Origin of the sequence: Exiguobacterium sp. s127, assembly GCF_018618695.1 — a bacterium.
In the GTDB taxonomy this organism is placed as follows: domain Bacteria; phylum Bacillota; class Bacilli; order Exiguobacteriales; family Exiguobacteriaceae; genus Exiguobacterium_A; species Exiguobacterium_A oxidotolerans.
In genome coordinates this window covers 14,736-35,379 of record NZ_JACSMO010000002.1, presented here as the reverse complement: position 1 = coordinate 35,379, position 20,644 = coordinate 14,736, and the positions used below count along the sequence as shown (strand labels likewise).

18 protein-coding genes are annotated in these 20,644 nt (G+C 43.6%); 5 read left to right on the top strand and 13 right to left on the bottom strand.

The window, feature by feature from the left end; genetic code table 11:
* Positions 1 to 12 precede the first annotated feature (12 nt).
* The 8 genes from KNP98_RS03285 to KNP98_RS03250 all read right to left on the bottom strand — a co-directional run bounded on the left by KNP98_RS03285 (position 13) and on the right by KNP98_RS03250 (position 9,797).
* Positions 13 to 1,557, bottom strand: coding sequence for a fatty acid--CoA ligase family protein (locus KNP98_RS03285; RefSeq protein ID WP_214810806.1), 1,545 nt, complete (start codon positions 1,555 to 1,557; stop codon positions 13 to 15).
* 124 nt (positions 1,558 to 1,681) lie between these two features.
* Positions 1,682 to 2,569, bottom strand: coding sequence for an SDR family oxidoreductase (locus tag KNP98_RS03280; RefSeq protein WP_159172707.1), 888 nt, complete (start codon positions 2,567 to 2,569; stop codon positions 1,682 to 1,684).
* 51 nt (positions 2,570 to 2,620) lie between these two features.
* On the bottom strand, positions 2,621 to 3,610 hold the full coding sequence (gene lplA / locus KNP98_RS03275; protein ID WP_029332843.1) for a lipoate--protein ligase: 990 nt from the start codon (positions 3,608 to 3,610) through the stop codon (positions 2,621 to 2,623).
* Between the two features lie 33 nt (positions 3,611 to 3,643).
* A complete protein-coding gene (locus KNP98_RS03270; protein ID WP_088836479.1) occupies positions 3,644 to 4,327 on the bottom strand; it encodes a DsbA family oxidoreductase in 684 nt (227 codons plus the stop codon).
* Between the two features lie 561 nt (positions 4,328 to 4,888).
* Entirely contained in the window at positions 4,889 to 6,562 is a 1,674-nt protein-coding gene (locus KNP98_RS03265; protein WP_088836478.1) for a glycerol-3-phosphate dehydrogenase/oxidase, read from the bottom strand.
* Between the two features lie 137 nt (positions 6,563 to 6,699).
* The gene (glpK, locus tag KNP98_RS03260) at positions 6,700 to 8,190 is read right to left on the bottom strand and encodes a glycerol kinase GlpK (protein ID WP_214765506.1); all 1,491 of its coding nucleotides are present in this window, start codon (positions 8,188 to 8,190) and stop codon (positions 6,700 to 6,702) included.
* 28 nt (positions 8,191 to 8,218) lie between these two features.
* A complete protein-coding gene (locus KNP98_RS03255) occupies positions 8,219 to 9,043 on the bottom strand; it encodes an MIP/aquaporin family protein (protein ID WP_214802676.1) in 825 nt (274 codons plus the stop codon).
* Positions 9,044 to 9,233: 190 nt separating this feature from the next.
* Entirely contained in the window at positions 9,234 to 9,797 is a 564-nt protein-coding gene (locus KNP98_RS03250; protein WP_088836476.1) for a glycerol-3-phosphate responsive antiterminator, read from the bottom strand.
* Positions 9,798 to 9,952: 155 nt separating this feature from the next.
* On the opposite strand from KNP98_RS03250, the gene KNP98_RS03245 reads away from it, so the two are divergent.
* On the top strand, positions 9,953 to 10,594 hold the full coding sequence (locus KNP98_RS03245; protein ID WP_239456834.1) for a YczE/YyaS/YitT family protein: 642 nt from the start codon (positions 9,953 to 9,955) through the stop codon (positions 10,592 to 10,594).
* Positions 10,595 to 10,639: 45 nt separating this feature from the next.
* Here KNP98_RS03245 and KNP98_RS03240 read toward each other — a convergent pair whose 3' ends face one another.
* Together KNP98_RS03240 and KNP98_RS03235 are read right to left on the bottom strand one after the other, a co-directional pair.
* Positions 10,640 to 11,383: an ABC transporter permease gene (locus KNP98_RS03240; protein ID WP_088836474.1), complete on the bottom strand. Its 744-nt coding sequence runs from the start codon at positions 11,381 to 11,383 to the stop codon at positions 10,640 to 10,642.
* A complete protein-coding gene (locus KNP98_RS03235; protein WP_214810688.1) occupies positions 11,361 to 12,278 on the bottom strand; it encodes an ABC transporter ATP-binding protein in 918 nt (305 codons plus the stop codon). The genes KNP98_RS03240 and KNP98_RS03235 overlap by 23 nt, the downstream gene beginning before the upstream one ends.
* A 154-nt stretch (positions 12,279 to 12,432) precedes the next feature.
* On the opposite strand from KNP98_RS03235, the gene KNP98_RS03230 reads away from it, so the two are divergent.
* From KNP98_RS03230 to KNP98_RS03220, 3 genes are all read left to right on the top strand, one after another.
* Positions 12,433 to 12,924 (top strand): GNAT family N-acetyltransferase, encoded by a 492-nt coding sequence (locus tag KNP98_RS03230; RefSeq protein WP_088836472.1) that lies wholly within the window; start codon positions 12,433 to 12,435, stop codon positions 12,922 to 12,924.
* 42 nt (positions 12,925 to 12,966) lie between these two features.
* Complete coding sequence (locus tag KNP98_RS03225) at positions 12,967 to 14,565, top strand: sensor domain-containing diguanylate cyclase (protein ID WP_088836471.1); 1,599 nt, start codon at positions 12,967 to 12,969, stop codon at positions 14,563 to 14,565.
* Between the two features lie 86 nt (positions 14,566 to 14,651).
* Positions 14,652 to 16,115 (top strand): glycoside hydrolase family 32 protein, encoded by a 1,464-nt coding sequence (locus tag KNP98_RS03220; protein ID WP_088836470.1) that lies wholly within the window; start codon positions 14,652 to 14,654, stop codon positions 16,113 to 16,115.
* A 162-nt stretch (positions 16,116 to 16,277) separates the two neighbouring features.
* Here the strand turns inward: KNP98_RS03220 and KNP98_RS03215 are convergent, their stop codons facing one another.
* A complete protein-coding gene (locus tag KNP98_RS03215; RefSeq protein WP_088836469.1) occupies positions 16,278 to 16,775 on the bottom strand; it encodes a GNAT family N-acetyltransferase in 498 nt (165 codons plus the stop codon).
* 267 nt (positions 16,776 to 17,042) lie between these two features.
* Between KNP98_RS03215 and KNP98_RS03210 the strand changes: the two genes are divergently transcribed.
* Entirely contained in the window at positions 17,043 to 19,205 is a 2,163-nt protein-coding gene (locus tag KNP98_RS03210; RefSeq protein WP_088836468.1) for an ATP-dependent helicase, read from the top strand.
* Between the two features lie 75 nt (positions 19,206 to 19,280).
* Here the strand turns inward: KNP98_RS03210 and mscL are convergent, their stop codons facing one another.
* Complete coding sequence (gene mscL, locus KNP98_RS03205) at positions 19,281 to 19,667, bottom strand: large-conductance mechanosensitive channel protein MscL (protein WP_029332829.1); 387 nt, start codon at positions 19,665 to 19,667, stop codon at positions 19,281 to 19,283.
* A gap of 12 nt (positions 19,668 to 19,679) precedes the next feature.
* The gene (locus tag KNP98_RS03200; protein ID WP_214765523.1) at positions 19,680 to 20,564 is read right to left on the bottom strand and encodes a Cof-type HAD-IIB family hydrolase; all 885 of its coding nucleotides are present in this window, start codon (positions 20,562 to 20,564) and stop codon (positions 19,680 to 19,682) included.
* Between the last annotated feature and the right edge of the window lie 80 nt (positions 20,565 to 20,644).

The following is a 20,644-nucleotide window of genomic DNA, read 5'->3' as shown; positions in this document are numbered from 1 at the left end:
TTAAGAAGGATGTCATGAATTGGATGGTTGTTTTTTCAACACGGTCCGTAAAATTTTTCCGGTCGTATTGCGTGGCAATTGATCAATGAATTCGAGACGTGTCGGACACTTGTATTTCGCGAGTGAAATCGCACAAAAATCGAGAAGGTCTGCTTCTGTGACGCTATCTTTTAACACGATAAATGCCTTGACGGCTTCTCCCATCTCTTCATCTGGTACACCGATTACGGCAGCTTCGACGACCCCTGGATGTTTATAGAGCACTTCTTCGACTTCACGTGGATAGACATTGTAACCACCAACGATAATCATATCTTTTTTCCGATCGACGATATAAAAATAACCGTCCTCGTCTCTTCTCGCGAGATCTCCCGTATATAACCAACCGTCGCGTAGCGTCGCTTGTGTCTCTTCCGGCATCTTATAATAGCCCGTCATGACATTCGGTCCACGGACAATTAACTCTCCGACTTGACCATCCGGTAATTCTTGTCCGAGTTCGTTCACAATTTTATTTTCGACATCGATGATGGACGGACCGATCGACCCCGGCTTTTGGATTCCATTTAACGGATTGAAGCACGTGACGGGTGAGGCTTCTGATAGGCCGTATCCTTCTAGTATGTGACAGTTGAACGTCTTTTCAAATGATTCAAGTAAAGGAACCGGTAAGCTCGCTCCACCGGAAACGAATAATCGGCTCGACGCAAAGTAATCTGCAAAATGCGGGTGGGCTTGAACCGTCTGAAGAAGAAAATTATACATTGTCGGTACGCCGGCAAAAATCGTAACTTGCTCTTTTTTCGCCAGTTCAAACGTTTCTTGCGGTGAAAAACGTGGTGCAATGATGATTGATGCTCCGTGTGCAAGTGAAGCGTTAACGACGACCGTCAAGCAAAAGACATGGAACATCGGTAACACAGCGAGCGTCCGGTCGCGCTCTGACACATTTAAGTATTCACCAATCGATTGTGCATTTGATGTTAAGTTACGGTGTGAGAGCATGGCGCCTTTCGGTTTCCCTGTTGTTCCGCTCGTATACAAAATGACTGCCGTATCATCGAGTTCATTCATCACGTCTTTGACCGGATGTTCGATGGAAAGCCAGTCTTCTAACGTCGTAAATTCAACATTCCCGATTTTTTCGCTTGGGCCAATTACCCCGTTAAACGGCACCGATACGACAACGGATAAGTTCGGTAAATGAACTAACCGTGCTTTTGCTGCTTCGACGAGCGGAGCGATCCCAAGAATTCCTTTAACGTCCCCATTCATCAAAATGTACCCGATTTCATCCGGTGTATATGTTGGGTTGATTGGAATCGCAATCGCCCCTTGCTTCATGATGGCATAATACCCAACTAAAAACGCTGGACTGTTCCCAAGTATCAATGCAACATGATCTCCTTTGCGAATCCCGTTCGCTTCTAATGCCCCTGCTGCCCGGTAGAACTTCTCGACAAACTCATGATAACTGACTTTCGTGTCTTCGAAGACGTAGGCGACTGCATCCGGACTTCTCCGGGCGGTCTCCTCTACAGAATGAATCAATCCCATCATCATTAACTTCCCCCTTCAAATGAACAACCATTCATTTTTTACGCAAAAAAAACCATACATAACGCTTGCGTTAGTATGGATAGTATATCATTTTATGGAAACGTTTTCACGTTCTTTATCATTATCCGTTGACGATGACACCACCATTGAGATGAAGCACTTGTCCTGTCATATAGCTCGAATCATTACATGCTAAGAACACATATGCGGATGCCATTTCTGCCGGTTGGCCCGGTCGATCCATCGGTGTATTTTTACCAAACGTTTTTACCGATTCATCCGGGAACGTCTCCGTGATCAACGGTGTCCAAATCGGACCTGGTGCGACAGCATTGACACGAACCCCTTGTTTTGCGAGATTCATGGATAAACTTCGCGTGAAGCTGACGATCGCCCCTTTTGTTGAAGAATAATCAATCAGAAGGGCATTGCCTTCATATGCTGTTGATGATGTTGTATTGATGATGGCAGATCCTTGCTTGAGGTGTGGTAAAGCAGCACGTGCAAGACGCATCATTCCAAAAATATTTGTTTTGAATGTCTTCTCCAGCGACTTGTCTTCAATATCGAGAAGCGAGTCTTCTGGTTTTTGCATACTCGCATTATTGACGACAATATCGAGGCGGCCAAATTTGTCGATTGTTTTTTGAACGAGTTCTTCACAATAAGCTGCGTCTCCAATGTCTCCTTTAGACAGGAGCACTTCCCCACCAAGCTCTTCGACACGCGCTTTCGTTTCTTCCGCGCCCTCTTGGTCGCCATAGAAGGCGATGACGATTTTCGCACCTTCAAGCGTATAGGCAAGCGATACGGCACGTCCGATTCCGGAATTACCACCAGTGATGATTGCGACCTTGCCTTTTAATTTCCCGGCCGCACGATAATCGTCACGTTCATAGTAAGGGAGCGGTTGATTATCCTCTGTTTTTGGTAACCCTTCTGAGACCTGTTCAAAATTGATGAAATCCTCTAACGTACCTTCTAAAAAGTTATCTTTATTGTAGCCCATAAAAAAAGCTCCCCCTATGCAAGTTGATAGAGAGAGTTTTCCCAAAAAAGCTTATGCTAAAACGTCGAGTACTTCGTCTAGTTCGACAGCACCAAAATATTTTTTTAATTCATACTGACTTAATACTTCCCGCAATGACGCACGGTCGTATCGTTTTCCTTCTAATGCTTGAGCAATTTCCGAGGCATCCGCGACACCAAAGAAATCTCCATAGATTTTCGCTTCTTGAATGATGCCCTTCGTAACATTAAGCCGGAAATCAATCGTTCCGATCGGGAAACGTTTTTTATGGATGACATCAAACTTCGGAGACTTGCCGAAGTTCCAGTCCCAGTTGCCATACCGTTCTGCTGAAATCGCATTAACCTTTTCCCAGTCTGCTTCCGTCAACGTATAACGCTCGATTTCTTTTCCTTCATAAATCGAAGCGAGCAGATGATCAACGAATTGATCCATCGTCAACGGTTCAGTTAAGAATTCAGAAATATTGGCGACACGACTACGAACTGATTTGATTCCCTTTGATCGCATTTTTTCTTCGCTGACGACTAACGCATTGACGACTTCTTCAATATTCGAATCAAGCATCAATGTCCCGTGGCTAAACATCCGCCCACGGGTCGTAAACTGAGCATTCCCACTAATCTTACGCGTTCCGACATGAATATCGTTTCGCCCAGATAGCTCAGCTTCCACGCCCAGTTTGTGAAGGGCTTGCACGACAGGCTCCGTGAACTTTTTGTAGTTATTAAACGAATCACCATCATCTTTCGTCAAGAAACTGAAGTTCAAGTTTCCCTCATCGTGATAAACCGCTCCACCACCAGATAGACGACGCACAACGTGAATGCCATGATCCTCGACGTACTTCAAGTTGACTTCTTCATTCGTGTTTTGATTTTTTCCGACGATGATGGAAGGACCATTGATATAAAATAAAAAATAGTCTTCTTCATTGACGTTCAAGTTATTCAAGATGAATTCTTCGACAGCAAGGTTAATCCGCGCATCTCGAATTTCAGGGTGAAAGATAAGTTTCATGTAGGGTACGTTCTCCTTTTGTTAGCCTGGATTTTAGTTACAACCATCGACTCCGCAAGCATCACCATCTGCTACGACTTCAATCTTTTGTTCCGCTTGAATCCGGTCCATCACTTGGCTAAACGCTTCAACGGGTTGCGCCCCTGAAATCGCATATTTACGATCAAATACGAAGAAGGGAACTCCTGTCACACCAAGTTCGCGTGCCATATCTTCTTCTTCCCGGACTTCAGTTGTTGAAGTATCTGATGCAAGGAATGCCTCAACCTCTTCTGAGTCGAGTCCGACTTCCTGCGCAACGCGCGTCAAGATTGACGGATCGTTCAAGTTCTCCCCTTTCATGAAGTAAGACTGAAAGAGTGCTTCCGATATCTCATCCATTTTACCATGTTTTTTCGCGAGTTGAGTCAAGCGATGAGCTTCAAATGTATTGGCAGGAACGACACGATCCATTTCGTACATTAATCCGTCAGCTTTCGCTGACTCAACGATGCCTTGTGACATATTACGTGCTTCCTCGACTGTCGTACCGTATTTCGAAGCAAGAATTTCATATAATCCTTTCGTCGGTTCAGCCGGTGCATTCGGATCGAGTTCAAAACTTTTAAATTCGACCTCGACATTTTTCATTCCATTCGCTTCAATTGCTTTTTCTAGACGTTTTTTCCCGATATAACAAAACGGACACGCGTAATCTGACCATACTTCTACTTTCATTTCATTCCAACTCCCTTTGATTTTTCAGTATGGACTAAGCATAATCCTCAGCGACACCTCTTGCAATTAATCTGATTTCAAGTCATGGAAAAATGCCCCCGACGTATTGTAGGGAGCATTACAACGTGTAGATAAAGTAATCTCGAGAAATAAAAGCGTTTTTTTTCGTTGCTTTCCTCGGGTGAGGCGCAAGCCATTGCGCCTTGATCCTAATGGACAACGAGCAGGGTCTTGCCTGCCTCTGAAAGTGCGTTAAACACGCACTTTCACCCGTAGGAGTCAACGACACGTGACGCTTTTTAGGTGATACCGTGAGGGAAAGGCATGCATACGGTTTAGAGCACAATCCGTCTTGAATCGCTTTAGACCGCGAAAAGCAATCGGTCGCGCTCCTGCAACTTTGCTGTAGCGGCGCGATCGATTGCCACTTGGAAAACGAGGCGGGACAGGGAATCGCGAGTTGATAGCATCTCGATATCGCATGTTCACGCTTCATAAGCATTTGTCTACAACCTCAAATGCCCCCGACGTGTCGTCGGGGGCATTACACACTTATTTCATTCAGTTAGCGGCAGAAGCTGTTTCAGTAACGAGTGCGTGTGACGCATCGTTAATTTCAATTTCTAATTCTTCTGTATACTGTTTCGTTTGTTCTTCCGTCCAGTTCAAGTGTTGTTTCATCTCTTCGATGACTGCGTCTTTATACTGACGTGCCCAAGCGATATTGAAGAAGACAGCGCCAGTCCGACGAATAAAGAAATCGATTGGACGTGCGACCATTTCTTGCTCAATTCCATAATGGAGCTGTGCATAGACATCACGCGGAAGTTTTGTTTCTGCTTGATCGTAAGCTGCAGCATACGTCAATACTTCAGAGATGTTTGATCCGTAACGTTGCGCAAGGAACAAGACTTCTTCTGAAGTGAGTCCGTTTGCTGGTGCTTGCGATTTCAAGAACCGTTCGAAACCTTTTGCTCCGTCGACATGTCCACCTGAGATTGGCATATTTTTTGTTGAACAACGCGCATAGGCACGGTTCGTTTCTTCTTTTAATAGTTTCGCGACCAGGTTGACAACATGCTCTGCCATTTTGCGGTATCCTGTCAATTTACCACCTGCGATTGTGATGAGTCCTGACTCTGACTGCCATACTTCATCTTTCCGTGAAATTTCAGAAGGATCTTTCCCTTCTTCATAAATCAATGGACGAACACCAGCCCAGCTTGACTCGACGTCTTCCGCCGTGACTTTGACTTCTGGGAACATGTAGCGAATCGCGTCTAAGACATAATCTTGATCTTCGACAGTGAATTTCGGATGCGCTGTATCTTTATCGAAGAACGTATCGGTTGTTCCGACATATGCTTTACCGTCACGTGGAATCGCGAAAATCATCCGACCGTCTGGTGTATCAAAATAGACTGCTTGTTTGAGTGGGAACTTAGATTGGTCGATGACAACGTGAACCCCTTTTGTCAAACGAAGTTGTTTCCCGACTTTTGAACCATCTTTCTCACGTAACTCATCGACCCATGGTCCTGTCGCATTCACAACTTTTTTAGCACGGATTTCATGAACATCTCCTGTTAAGAGATCTGTCACACGCATACCGACGACTTTACCTGCTTCGTAGATGATTTCTTCAGCTTTCGTATAGTTGACGACACGTGCTCCGTGACTGACGGCTTCTTTCATGACTTCAATCGTCAATCGTGCATCATCTGTCCGGTACTCGACGTAATAGCCGCCACCTTTTAATCCGTCTTGTTTGACTAACGGTTCTTTTGCGAGTGTTTCTTTTGCAGATAACATCGAACGCCATTCTGAACGTTTGACACCCGCTAGGAAATCGTAGACACGGAGTCCGATTGACGTACTGAACGGTCCGAATGTACCACCTTTATGCATCGGTAGTAACATCCACTCCGGTGTCGTAACATGTGGTCCGTTCTCATAGACGATTGCTCGTTCTTTCCCGACTTCAGCGACCATTTGAATTTCAAATTGTTTCAGGTAACGTAAACCACCATGGACGAGTTTCGTTGAACGACTTGACGTCCCGGCTGCAAAGTCTTGCATTTCAACGAGACCGATTTTCATGCCGCGTGACGCAGCATCGAGTGCGATTCCTGCGCCTGTAATTCCGCCACCGACGACGAGTATGTCAAGTTCTTCACGTGTCAATCGATTGTAGACGTCTGTACGGTTTTTGCTTGAAAAAGATTGGTTAGCCATGAATAGTTCCTCCTGTTAGGTTCGAAAAAGAAAAAAAGAGACCACAACGAACAAGCTGACTATGCCAACTGCTGTTGTGGTCTCTCCATATTCTCCGACCGGTTTATTAACTTATACCCAATATAACATATGTCACATCATTTAAACAACATCGTTGCCTGGACAGCTTTTTTCCATCCGTCATATAATGCATCGCTTTCTGTTCCATCCATCTCTGGTTCGAAACGACGATCCATTTTCCAATGTGCCGCGATTTGCTCTTTGTCCTTAAAGAATCCGACTGCGAGTCCTGCAAGATATGCAGCACCAAGTGCCGTCGTCTCATTGATTTCCGGACGTTCGACTGGTGCATTGATGATATCGCCTTGGAACTGCATTAAGAAATCATTTTTAACAGCACCACCATCAACACGAAGTGCTGACATTTCAATTCCTGAATCTTGCTCCATCGCCGTCAAGACATCGCGTGTCTGATACGCAAGCGACTCGAGTGTCGCACGAATGAAGTGTTCCTTTTCTGTTCCACGCGTCAGGCCGAAGACTGCTCCACGGACGTCGCTATCCCAGTAAGGTGTCCCGAGTCCGACGAATGCCGGAACGACATAGACGCCGTCTGAAGAAGTGACACGTTTTGCGTAAGCTTCCGTTTCCTTCGCATCATTAATGAGACGTAAGCCGTCGCGCAACCATTGAATTGCTGATCCGGCAACGAAGATGCTTCCTTCGAGTGCATATTCGACTTTTCCGTCGACACCCCAAGCGATCGTCGTCAATAAGCCGTGATCCGAAACGACTGGTTTTTCTCCTGTGTTCAACAACATGAAGCATCCTGTACCATATGTGTTTTTCGCCATTCCTTTTTCAAAACAAGCTTGACCAAATAATGCCGCTTGCTGATCGCCTGCTGCTCCAGCGATCGGAACCGACTCACCGAAGAAATGATAACCTGCTGTATTCGCATAAATTTCAGACGACGGACGGACTTCAGGAAGCATGGCTTTAGGCACATCAAGAATCTCAAGTAATTCGTCATCCCACTTCAGTTCATGAATGTTGTACATCAATGTCCGACTGGCATTTGAATAGTCTGTCACGTGCGCTTTTCCACCTGACAACTTCCAAATCAACCACGTATCAATCGTTCCGAATAAGAGTTCTCCTCGTTCTGCACGTTCTCGTGACCCCTCGACGTGATCGAGGATCCACTTGACTTTTGTACCTGAGAAGTAAGCGTCAATTAAAAGACCAGTTTTTGAACGGAACAATTCACCATGACCCGCTTCACGTAACTCTTCACAGATTTCAGCTGTCTGTCTGGATTGCCAAACAACTGCGTTGTGAATTGGCTTACCCGTTTCTTTTTCCCAAACGACTGCTGTTTCACGTTGGTTCGTAATCCCGATTCCAGCGATTTGATTCGCTTTTACGTTCGCTTCTGTTAAACATGTTGCGACAACTGCAAGGACTGTACCCCAGATTTCATTCGCATTATGCTCGACCCAACCCGGTTTTGGAAAATACTGCGTGAATTCACGTTGGGCGGAATGAACGATTTCCCCTGCTTGGTTAAACAGAATCGCTCGTGTACTCGTTGTTCCTTGGTCTAATGATAAAATGTAGTTCTCCATCTCTTCCCCATCCTTTGTATCTAGTAAGTTAAGCTGACTTTGACGCTACTGACGTTTCTTTATTCGGACGAATACCGAATTTATAGCATAAACCTAAAATGACAATTGTCACAAGTCCGACGATAATGAAGGCCGGTGTATCCTTGCCTGAGAAAACAGACCGATAAAATAATCCACCTAAGCTTCCGCCTAATACGGGACCGAGTACTGGAATCCAAGCGTAACCCCAATTCGATGATCCTTTTCCTGCAATCGGTAAAATGAAGTGTGCGATCCGCGGTCCTAAATCACGTGCCGGATTCATTGCATAGCCTGTCGTTCCCCCGAATGACATACCGAGACTAACAATCAAAAAGCCGACGATGAGTGGATTCAAACCATCCGAGAACGTATTAGCACCAATCGATAAGATTCCGACGACGAGCAGGAACGTAGCAATCAATTCACTGACTACGTTTGCGAATGTATGTGGAATAGCGGGTGACGTTGCGAAAACACCCAATTTTGTTGCCGGGTCTTTTGTTTCTGCCCAGTGCGGTAAGTAATGAAGATAAACGATACTGGCACCGACGATTCCACCTAAGACCTGCGCGATCATGTATCCTGGTACATCTGCCCAAGCAAATGAACCGTCAAAGGCTAATCCGAGTGTGACGGCAGGGTTCAAGTGGGCTCCACTGAACTGACCGACGGCATAGACGGACAACGCTACCGCAAATCCCCAAGCAAACGTAATGACAATCCATCCAGCGTCTTTAGCATACGACTTTGATAGCGAAACCCCTGCCCCGACTCCGTTACCTAACGCAACAAGTAAGGCTGTCCCTAAAAATTCTGCTAGTACTGCTGACATGTTCTATTCCCCCTTTTATAAAAATAGCAACAAAAAAAAGAGATTCACACTTCCTCCCTCTTGAGAATTACTCAAAGGGAATAAAAGCGTGAATCTCCGATTTCTCCGTCACTGTGTATTAACTTAATGTCACTATAACAATCGATGAAAACGCTGTCAAACACTTTTTGTGCGTTTTATCATAGCGCTTTCATCGTTCAGGTTCAAAATGTCGCCACAACTCTTTATTGGACGTCGTAATACTCGACGCACCCGCTGCGATCGCTTGTTCTACTTCCTCGACCGTATCAATCAACCCACCCGCAAAAACGAGTCGTCCCGTTTTTCGTTTAACTTCTTCAATGTATTTTGGCATCAATCCGGGTAACACTTCGATATAATCAGGCTGAGTCCGCTCCATCAATTGATAACTTTTTTCGAGTGAACTGGAATCGAGCAGGAACATCCGTTGCATCGTTTTAACTTTCTTTTGACGCGCCTTTAAGATGACGCTCGCTTTCGTTGAAATGACACCATATGGCTTTAATTCCTGACAGACGTACTCCGTCGCATATTCATCATTTTTTAGTCCTTGAACTAAATCCATATGCAAAAACATTTTTTTATCATATCGATTGGCTAATTCATAAACCGACTTCAAACGCGAGACGTGCATCTCGAGTAACACTCCGTATTCATACGGACTTTTCAGCATTTTTTCAAAGTCCTCAAGTTTCCTGACGGACGGTAAAATTTTCTGACCAAAATAAGTCATCGTCACTCCCCATTTCTTTGAATTGTTTTCAGTATGTCGTGTCCAGTAAAGGTTTCGCAATGGGGTTTCCTGAATTTCCATGAAAAGAGTCAACACTTTTAGGGTATACCTTAACGTAAAACTGTCTGAAAAGGAGGTGAGAAGCGTAGCATCACTTGCTACGTTCCACCATGAGTCAACAAAAACGAATTACGATTTACTTATTTTCTATCATCATCAACGCCTTAGGGAACAGCTTTATGGTCACCGCCGCAATCGGGAGTGCTCCTTGGACTTCCGCCAGCGAAGCTTTAGCGAGAATTTCACCTTTAACGGTCGGGTTAGCAATCGTTTGTCTGCATATCTTCGCGCTCGCCAGCGCTCTCGCTTTAGGAAGTCGTTTTAGTTGGTGGACAATTATTTTAAGTTTTTCGCTCGTCGTTTTATTTGGTGTTGCGATTGACTTTTTCTTAGCTATTCATCAGTTACTCTATGTGCCATCGAACCTTGTAACCCGTTCGGTTTATATGATAATCGGGATGCCGATGATTTCATTAGGTCTCGCCCTTTATCTACAAATCGGTTTCGTCTTAATGCCGCCTGATTACTTAATGAAATCGTTAATCAGTCGTTTTAACAGTACGACAATCGGTGCGACGATCAGCTTAGCAATCCCTTTCCTCATCGCAAGTGTTCTTTCCATCGTCGAACACGAATTGATTGGAATTGGTGTCGGAACCTTTGTGTTCTTGTTATTGAATGGTCCATTAATCGAGTTTTTCCAGCGGATTTTCCCGATTTCCAATCGAGTGAAGTAATTAAAAAAATCCCGCCCTCACGAATCATATGAGGACGGGATTTTTTTACGTATATGATTTCTTTTGGAAGATTAAAATTGATCCACCGAGCAATACTAAGATATGCGCAAGTACAAAGAGCACGGAGAATGTCAATGTCGTATCCATTTGATTAGCCATCTCTGCCATTAGTGAACCATCGAAGTACATCGACCAATCGAGGTGCATGAAGACGATCCATTTCGCGATTTCTGGTTTAAAGGCAAGCAAGACGTTCCCGGCAATCGAAGTAAAGAACTGAGCAAGTACAGTAAAACCGATGATCATTCCGACGGAGCGGAAAACGAGCGAAAAGAATAACGTCATGAAAATCGTAAAGATTGGACCTACCAGTTGTAACCAGGTATCCCGCATGACGAGTGGGTCTCCAGCTTCAGAGAACGTAAATGACAATGCGTATGAAAGCAGGACGATAAACAGGAACTGACCGAGCATGATGAGAACGGAAAACGCTAATTTCGAGAAATAAATCGTCATCCGAGAATATGGACTCATCAATAAATGTTTCATCGTATCATACCGGACTTCATTACCAATCGCTTCAGCTGTGAAGACGATTGTGATGATACCAAGCAGTGCAATTAAAACCATCGACGTGATTGAATAAAATTCACTTCGCGTAAAATCGATATCATTTGTCTTTGCGATTATGATGATTCCAATCGTAACGAGTACATACAAGGCCAATACGATTTTCGATTTTTTCATCGTCCACCATTTCATCCATTCATTTTGTATGAGTGAAAGCATGTGAATCCCCCTCTTTTTTCGTGACTTGCAAGAATTGTTCTTCTAACGTCATCCGTTTAATGGTTAACTCGTGTAAATCAGCAATCGGAACGACTAGGCGAGCAATTGCCGGGCATGCCGTTTCAGGAGCCGTAACGACGATTCGATCATTCCACAGATCCGCTTGATAGTTTGCTGCTTTAAGTGCTTCAAGTACGTCTTCCGTTTCTTCCGTCGCAACACGTAATAAAATTTTCGATCCCGTCTCATTGCGGACGGATTCGACAGATTTGATGACACCTTGATCGATGATGGCATACCGGTCGCTAATCTGCTCCATTTCACCCAACATATGACTCGATATTAAAATCGCAATCTGTTGATCCCGAGCCATCGCCCGTAAATACTCACGCAGTTCTGCGATTCCGGCTGGGTCAAGCCCGTTCGTCGGTTCATCGAGAATGAGAACACGCGGATTATGTAATAAAGCGCGGGCAATTCCTAAACGTTGTTTCATCCCAAGAGAATACTCGCCGACTTTTTTCGACAGCTTCCCTTCCAGCCCAACGAGACGGGAAAGTGCCTCGTAGTCGACTTCACCTAAACCTGGAATTAAGTTTTTCGCATGAACGAGGTTTTGCTTCCCTGTCATATACGGATAAAATGCCGGATTTTCGACAATCGCTCCAATTTGCGTCAATGCTTTCGAACGCTCCTCGACGACATCATGTCCATTCACGGTCACTTTACCTTCGTCCTGCTCTAACAACCCTGTAATGATTCGAATTGTCGTCGTTTTCCCTGCACCGTTCGGACCTAAAAATCCAAAGACTTCTCCGGGTGCAACTTCAAAGCTGACATCTTTTAGGATTTGCTCTTTTCCGAGCCGCTTCGAGATATGTTCAATCTTCAACATTTTTTTCGCCTCCTCATTTTTTTACTCTACCTTTACATTGTACGGGAAATAAAAGAAAAAGTTCCTTTTCTTACAATTATGTAATCAAAACCCACTTGCTCTTTGTATAATAAAAGCATTGAATGTTACGAAATTGATGAAAGAGAGGTTCGACATGGACGTTACGTTTATTGAAATCACCCCGGACCACTTTAAAGATGTTCAAACCATTTTTAATCACAACCTGGCATATGCTCAGCTAGAAAATCGTCAACTTCCTTTAACTCGTCAAGCATTCACAGAAGAGTTCCTTAACCCCGAAACCGTCAGTCTTCTATGTCGAAGTGATGCGGGATTTTTTGCAATTATCGACTATTTGCCTGAACATCCAAGGGACGGATCAACTTGGATTGGTCTCTTTTTGATTGATGGCCGCTATCATCACCAGGGAGTCGGTACAATCCTTTATCATACTTTTCATGAACGCTATTTAAAGAACAAAGACGTCATTCGTTTAGCTGTTCTTCCAAAAAATCAAATCGGACAATCTTTTTGGCGGAAACTAAGTTATATTTTCGAACAGAAAAGTATTTCTAATACGAACCAGGAGGTCGAAGTTTTCGTCAAATTTCAAGACCTGTCGAGGAACTATGATAAAATAAAGTAGAATACGTCATCGTATATTTACAGGTGAAATGGAGCTCACTAGATGCAAAAGTTATCAATTCGTTTTGATGTGTTACTTGCAATGCTAATTGCCCTACTCTTTTTTACAATGACCTTATGTTTAACCTTTTTTATTAGTGACCGTGCAACAGATCGCCTAAAAGAAGAAGTCGGAATGACGTTGTCTGCGACTGCCTACCAGTTGTCTGATAAACTCGACCATTACATGTGGTCACGGGCAGCAGAAGTTAATCTACTTGCTACGCTTCCGACGCTTAAAAATTCAGCAGACCTCCCTGTCACGCGAACGACGTTAGAACAACTTCAGCAACAAATTCCTGATTTCTCTTGGATTGGTCTACTCGATGCGAACGGTACAGTGCGTGCTTCGACGGATCAAATCTTAGAAGGGCAATCGATTCAATCACGCCCCGTCTTCCAAGAAGCGACAGAACGCCCATTCATTGGTGATGTCCATGATGCCGTCTTGCTTGCAAAACTGCTTCCCAATCCGAGTAATGAACCTTTACAGTTCGTTGATATCAGCACCCCTTTATTCACTGATGGTCGATTGACTGGCGTCCTTGCAGCGCACCTGAGCTTCGCCTGGGCAAAAGAAATCGAACAAAGCTTTAAGAGTTCAACCAAACAAATCGAGGGTTTAGAATTTTTCATCGTCAGCGAAAATCAACGGACTGTTTTACTCGGACCGAATGAGTGGCGCGGTAAAGCGCTCCCACAGAATCTCGTCGAACCCGTCGAGTCCGGTTATCATGTATCGGAATGGTCTGATGGAAATGTCTATTTGACCGGCTCGACTAAAAGCCAAGGCTACAAAAACTACGATGGTCTCGGCTGGACGATTCTTGTCCGTCAACCAAGTGAAATCGCTTTTAACGACGCCATCCTATTGAAGAAATTTATTTTTTTCGCTGGACTGATTGCTTCCATCGTTACTGCCGTCATCGGTTGGTTCATCGCGCAACTCATTACGAAACCACTCAAGAAAATTACATTGGCTGCTGAGCAGATGCAACACGATCATTCAATCTCAATCCCGTCCCATAAAGGAATTCGAGAAATCACCGTTCTATCGGTTGCCTTACGTCAACTGATTGCTCAGCTGTCTGATACAGAACAGCAACGAACGACGTATGAGACGTTAGCGCTCATCGATCCGCTGACCGGTTTACCGAACCGAAACGGACTGTCGAACTACTTACATGAGATTTCTTTAAATGAAACGCCCGAAATCTATCTTTATATTGATTTAGATGGCTTCAAAGCAATCAATGATCGATTTGGACATCAGACAGGTGACGTATTATTAAAAGAAGTAGCTGAACGTTTAAGCCAGATGAGACGCCCGAACAGTATGATCGCACGACTTGGCGGAGATGAATTTTTAATCGTTTTGAACGATGTCGTATCCTTTGATTTACTCGATCAGTACGGAACAGAAATCATAGCGTATCTTTCAGATTCCTATGTCATCAATCAATCCACACTTCAGATTGGGGTAAGTATCGGAATTGCGACGCGACGATTAAACGAATCGGTTGAACAAGTCATCCACCGTGCTGATATTGCACTATATGATTCTAAAAAACTTGGTAAAGGTCGATTGACGTTCCATCGCTAACATTAGACATTGACAAGAGGGAACGCTCTCCGTAATGTAAGCAAATAGAAGAAAAAATATAAATAAATGCATAAGGAGCTGTCAGCATGAATCAGTGGACACGCGAGGCACGCTATCGCCCCCTCTCAGATATCGCACCGGAAGTTTATCAAACAATGAAGGAAGAAGTAAGAAATTCTCCTTGGCGGTTTTCTTACCATATCCAACCTCCAACCGGTCTCCTAAACGATCCGAACGGTTTTGTATATCACGACGGAACGTATCATTTATTTTATCAGTGGTTCCCACTTGGACCTGTTCATGGTCTAAAGTATTGGTACCACATGACATCAAAAGATTTAGTCCATTGGTTTGACGAAGGCGCGGCACTTATTCCGAACGATGATGCAGATTCCCATGGTGCATACTCAGGTAGCGGCTTCATTAAGGATGATGCTGTCCATATTATGTATACAGGAAACAAACGCGATGCAGATTGGGTACGGCATCCAAGTCAAATCGTCGGTCATTTGCGTTCGGATGGTCGCATCGACAAACACTTACCTCCTGCGATTCCGAACGTTCCTGCAGGTTATACAGAACATTTTCGCGACCCGAAAGTCTTCCAGGAAGCGTCTGGTACATGGTATTGCATCATCGGAGCTCAGCGCGACGATTTAACGGGATGCACCGTCCTCTATCAGTCGGAAGATACTGAAACATGGACGTTCCTCGGAGAGTTGAAGACACAATACCCTGACTTTGGCTACATGTGGGAATGTCCTGATTACTTCGAGCTCGACGATAAAGGTATTTTATTATTCAGCCCACAAGGCATTGAGCCGGACGGGGACGCTTATCAAAACATTTTCCAATCCGGATACATGATTGGGGAAAAACTAGCTTTGCCTGAGTTAACGTATCAACACCATGCCTTCTCAGAACTCGATTTCGGGTTTGATTTTTATGCCCCCCAAACGACGCAAGCAGCAGATGGACGCCGGATTTTAGTCGGATGGATGGGCTTACCAGACATTTCATACCCGAGCGACATGTATAACTGGGCTCATGCATTAACACTTCCACGTGAACTGACGTTGCAGGAAGGACGTTTGAAACAATTGCCTGTCCGTGAACTCGATCTTCTTAGAAAACGTACAATTTACGCGCAATCTACTGAAATTAATCATGCGATGGTGATGGCCCAAGCAGAGACATTTGAACTCGATCTATCAAACTTAGCACTTCAAACAACGCAGTTCGAGATACATGTTCGAGCCGCTGACCAGGAAGCAACCGTCCTAACTTATGATGCGATGACACAACGCTTTACGCTTGATCGTAGTCGTTCTGGCGCTGAAGTTCCTGCTGTCGATTACGGTACGACACGTACTGTTCAATTAGAACAACCGTTACATCAACTACGGCTATTCGTTGATCGCTCATCAATCGAAATCTTTTTGAATGACGGTGAAGCTGTCGCTTCCACTCGCATTTTCCCGAAATCAACGAGTCAGGATATTACGTTAATCGGTGATTTGACAGCGGATATTGCGATCTACGAATTGTAAATATAAAAAGCACAGCACTTTTAGACCGAGAGTCCGAAACACGTGATTTGCTCTAAAAAAAATTAAAGAAGGGATTGCCATCTAAAATCGATGCGCAATCCCTTCTTTAATTTCGTCCTGTTCAAAATCATCCGATTGTATCTCAAGCCTTTTCGATGGTACTCAACGCTCTAATTGCGTTTCTTTTTGCAAGCTAAAAGCGAGTATGTGTTGTTCGCCGATTGGTCCCATGACTGATTGGAGCGTATCTACATAACCGGTTTTAAAATATAACGATTTAGCCGCGATATTTTTTTTATTGACAGCTAATGTAATGGCAGTTACTTGTGGAAAGTGTTGCTGAACGAATTTTGGTAGCTGCAACATCGCTTCTTTGGCATACCCTTGTTTTTGATGTTTAGCATCAATCGAAAATGCACGTAAGAGAACACTTTGTTCTTCTGTCCGATGCGTTTTCGGGGGGTTTAAGTGCAAGATGAAAAAGCCGACGACTTCCAAGTCTTTTTTGATGACGACAGGAAACTTATCTGGATTTTCTAACGCTTCCGTTACGACACGAGTCGGGAAAGTCGTAAATTGAACTTGTTCTTCCGGAAGTATAAAGGCATCGCATTGCTCATAGTGTTCATCCGTATACATAAATAATCTGATTTGAGACATGGTTTTTTTCATCCTTCCGTCTATTTCAAAAAGAGCTACTTTAGCTCACTAGACTTACATCAATTCCCATTTTACACTGATTTTAAGTTTTATCCTATACATAACTCATCGAAAAACGAAGTCACTTCTCATTTTTTCTCATATCATACTTTCTGTTTCGTTCTAATATTATTCCACTTCTTTTACTTCCTTAATCAATTATGATGTCGGAAATGCTAAACTAGGGAAAGAAAATCGAGTTTACAGATGTTAGAGGTGAAGATTGACATGTCCGATGATTTCTTTAAAAAAATGGAGCTTGAAACTGGTACGAAGTTGAACCCCGTCCAACGTGCTGCGATTGAGCATGATGAAGGTCCGCTTCTGTTACTTGCTTCCCCCGGGTCTGGTAAGACAACTACCTTAAACTTTAAAATTGCTTATTTAATCTTAGAAAAGAAAGTAAATCCACGAGCGATTCTAGGTTTGACGTTTAGTAAAGCAGCAGCCCATGAAATGGCGGAACGGTTTCACGGTTGGTTTCATCATCTTATTGGGACGACTGCGTCCTTTTCCACCATCCATAGTTTCGCTTTTCAGGTCGTGCGAGATTATGCGTCATTGAATCAGTTACAATATACGATCATCGAAGGTGCTTTGGAAAAGACAGCGAATCAGCCGATGCATAAACGAATGGTATTACGTCGTATTTTCCAGGAAATAAACCGTAGCGTCATCACAGAAGATCAAATGGACGAGTTGTTACGGATGATTTCTTTTGTCAAAAACCGCCTCCTCGTCGAAAAAGATATTCGTACATTAAAAACAACGATTAAAAACTTCACAGAAATCTATCTTGCATATGAACAATTTAAACTGCGTGATCCCTCACATCCTTTGATGGATTTTGATGACATGTTGACGTATGCCAATACGATTCTTGCTGACGATGCTTCTTTGTTAGCTAACTATCAACGACGTTTCGAATATATATTGACGGATGAAAGTCAGGATACCTCTCTCGTCCAGCATCAACTCGTTGAAAAATTGGCTCTTCCGCATAACAATCTCTGTGTTGTCGCTGATGATGACCAAACTTTATATAGCTGGCGTGGTGCCGATGTTTCGAAGATTATCCACTTCAAGGACACGTACCCGGATGCAACGGTTTTGTATATGGAACAAAATTATCGTTCGTCAAAAGAAATCGTCGAAACGGCGAATCAATTCATTCAACGGAATAAAGTACGACATCCGAAAAAAATGTTCACAGAAAATCCATCCGTCCGTCCGATTACGATTGAACAGCTTGCTTCTTATGAAGATCAAACGCGATATGTCATCAATCAGTTGCGGCAGGAAACGAACTTTGAGGAAGTCGCGATTCTTTACCGGAACAATGCATCGTCAATCAATGTCATGAATGCACTCGATTTAGCAAATGTTCCATTTTACATTAAAGATGTCGATCATAAATTCTTCAGTCACTGGGTCCTAAAAGATATTTTACATTTTATCGAATTCGCCCAGGATCCTTCCGACATCGATGTATTGGCACAAATTCATACGAAGTTTGCCGGCTATATTTCTAAAGTCCAGTTGCAACGCCTCTATGAATTACGTAATGGTGAACATGCGTTTGACTTGTTACTTCAACATGTCGAGATGAAGTTTTACCAAAAGAAACAATTAAAAACGATGAAAACTGTTTTCGCTTCGATTCAAACTGCCCGTCCGGCTGCTGCTCTTGCTTTGATTCGTAATGAACTCGGATACGAAAAAAACTTACGTAAGATGAGTGACAGTCTTGGATTCAGTATCGATTATTTACTTGAGATGTTGAACACGATTGAAAATGTCGCCAGTGACTTACCGACCGCTCTCGCATTCAAGGAGCGTATTGTTCACTTAGAGCAACTGATGCGTGATGCCAAGTCCAATAAACATCAAAACGCAGTCACGCTTTCCACGTTCCATAGTGCAAAAGGACTCGAATTTAATCGTGTCTTCATGATTGATTTAATCAATGGCGTTTTACCATCATCAGATAATATCAAATCCTATAAAGATGGTCAGCTCGAAGAAATGGAAGAGGCTGCTCGGTTGTTCTATGTCGGCATGACACGAGCACGTCATGAACTCCATTTGATTTCGTATCGCTACAAATCAAAAGTCGTCGAAGAATCGATTTTTGTTGGCAACGTGCGACAAATCCTGAATCCAGATGCCGCTAAACGACAGAAACAGCAAGCACAAGTTCGACCGAGTATGCGTCCTCCCGTAGAACTATTACCAATCGAGGAAAAGATGCGGATTGCCCATAAATCATTTGGCGAAGGGACTGTTCTTCATTTAACAGGAGACGTTCTCGATGTTCAATTTGATCAAGGTGTCGAAAAACAATTTTCCCTTCAAGTTTGTTCAGAGAATCAACTCATTTCCATTTTATAAGAAAAACCCGCTGCATTTTCTACTGCTACGACGAGTAGAAAAGCTGACGGGTTTTTTCTTGATTTAATTTTCTACTTAAATACGATCATCGTTTCGACTGACGAGTGCATCTCGAATTTCTGTAAGCAGTCTTTCTTCCGTCGTCGGTTCCGGGACTTCTTCCGTAACTTCTTCTTTACTCCGAAAACGATTGATAGCTTTGACGAATAAAAACAACGCAAAGGCAATTAAGATGAATTCAATCGTTGCTTGAAGAAACTGTCCATACAATAATTCTGCACTCCCGACGGACACTGATAATCCTTTTACATTTACTCCACCAACTACGATGCCAATCAACGGCATGAAGATACTGTTGACGAGTGCCTTGATGATACTACTAAATGCTGCCCCTAAGATGACACCAATCGCTAAATCAACGACATTTCCGCGAAAGGCAAACTCTTTAAACGCTTTAAACATATTACCCTCCCGTTAAGACCATGTTCCGGCTGCAAGTTGACTGATTGCATGACCGACACCATGTTCATCGTTTGTTTTTGTGACGTGAGAGGCAATCGCTTTTGCATCTTCATGTCCATTTCCCATCGCAATCGCAACACCTGCGACTTTGAACATTGGAACGTCGTTTAAGTTGTCACCGATGACTGCGACCTCATCGATTGATACACCTAAGTGCTTCGCTAACGTTTTGACAGCTGTTCCTTTATCGGCACCGACTGCCATGACTTCGATGTTATCGTGACCAGACGACGTCACATAAATACCGTCAACTTTTTCTTCGACTTCTTTCCAAATCTTATTCATTAAGTCTTGATCGAACGAGAATGAGATGAATTTAAAGACTTGTCCCGCCTGATTCCGGATGAAGGAACGGAACCCATCAATCATTTTTACATCTTCATTGACGTAATAGCGTTTATAGAAAAAGTCGAGAACTTCTTTCGCACGGTCACTTTCACGACTCATATCTTTTAATGAGTCATACGCTGCATCGATTGTTGCGCCTTGCGCTGTTACGAGACCTTGATCACAGAACATCTCGAAAAACACTTCATATTGGCTGATGATACTATAAATTTGTTGCGCTTGTTCAGCCGTCAACGTCGTTGCGCTCAGTTGTTCACCATCGCGCGTCATGACACGTGCACCGTTCGATGCAATGATTGGACAAACGATTCCTGCTTGATCCGTTAATTCCTTCGCATTTAAGTAGTTCCGCCCTGTTGCAATCGCAAAATCGACGCCTTGTTCCTTTGCCGCCTTAATCGCATCAATCGTTTCCTGTTCGATTTTTTGATTACTCGATAAAACCGTACCATCCATGTCGGAAATCAATAACTTGATTGCTTTTGCCACTTCTTCCACTCTCCTTTATCTTTTTCAATCCCACTATACCATTTCTCTTTTTCTTTGCCTTCTCAAACCTGTTTCGAACG

Coding starts and splice junctions, on each gene's coding strand:
- KNP98_RS03285 (WP_214810806.1), bottom strand. CDS start 1,557: ATGGGATTGATTCATTCTGTAGAGGAGACCGCCCGGAGAAGTCCGGAT.
- KNP98_RS03280 (WP_159172707.1), bottom strand. CDS start 2,569: ATGGGCTACAATAAAGATAACTTTTTAGAAGGTACGTTAGAGGATTTC.
- lplA (WP_029332843.1), bottom strand. CDS start 3,610: ATGAAACTTATCTTTCACCCTGAAATTCGAGATGCGCGGATTAACCTT.
- KNP98_RS03270 (WP_088836479.1), bottom strand. CDS start 4,327: ATGAAAGTAGAAGTATGGTCAGATTACGCGTGTCCGTTTTGTTATATC.
- KNP98_RS03265 (WP_088836478.1), bottom strand. CDS start 6,562: ATGGCTAACCAATCTTTTTCAAGCAAAAACCGTACAGACGTCTACAAT.
- glpK (WP_214765506.1), bottom strand. CDS start 8,190: ATGGAGAACTACATTTTATCATTAGACCAAGGAACAACGAGTACACGA.
- KNP98_RS03255 (WP_214802676.1), bottom strand. CDS start 9,043: ATGTCAGCAGTACTAGCAGAATTTTTAGGGACAGCCTTACTTGTTGCG.
- KNP98_RS03250 (WP_088836476.1), bottom strand. CDS start 9,797: ATGACTTATTTTGGTCAGAAAATTTTACCGTCCGTCAGGAAACTTGAG.
- KNP98_RS03240 (WP_088836474.1), bottom strand. CDS start 11,383: ATGCTTTCACTCATACAAAATGAATGGATGAAATGGTGGACGATGAAA.
- KNP98_RS03235 (WP_214810688.1), bottom strand. CDS start 12,278: ATGTTGAAGATTGAACATATCTCGAAGCGGCTCGGAAAAGAGCAAATC.
- KNP98_RS03230 (WP_088836472.1), top strand. CDS start 12,433: ATGGACGTTACGTTTATTGAAATCACCCCGGACCACTTTAAAGATGTT.
- KNP98_RS03225 (WP_088836471.1), top strand. CDS start 12,967: ATGCAAAAGTTATCAATTCGTTTTGATGTGTTACTTGCAATGCTAATT.
- KNP98_RS03220 (WP_088836470.1), top strand. CDS start 14,652: ATGAATCAGTGGACACGCGAGGCACGCTATCGCCCCCTCTCAGATATC.
- KNP98_RS03215 (WP_088836469.1), bottom strand. CDS start 16,775: ATGTCTCAAATCAGATTATTTATGTATACGGATGAACACTATGAGCAA.
- KNP98_RS03210 (WP_088836468.1), top strand. CDS start 17,043: ATGTCCGATGATTTCTTTAAAAAAATGGAGCTTGAAACTGGTACGAAG.
- mscL (WP_029332829.1), bottom strand. CDS start 19,667: ATGTTTAAAGCGTTTAAAGAGTTTGCCTTTCGCGGAAATGTCGTTGAT.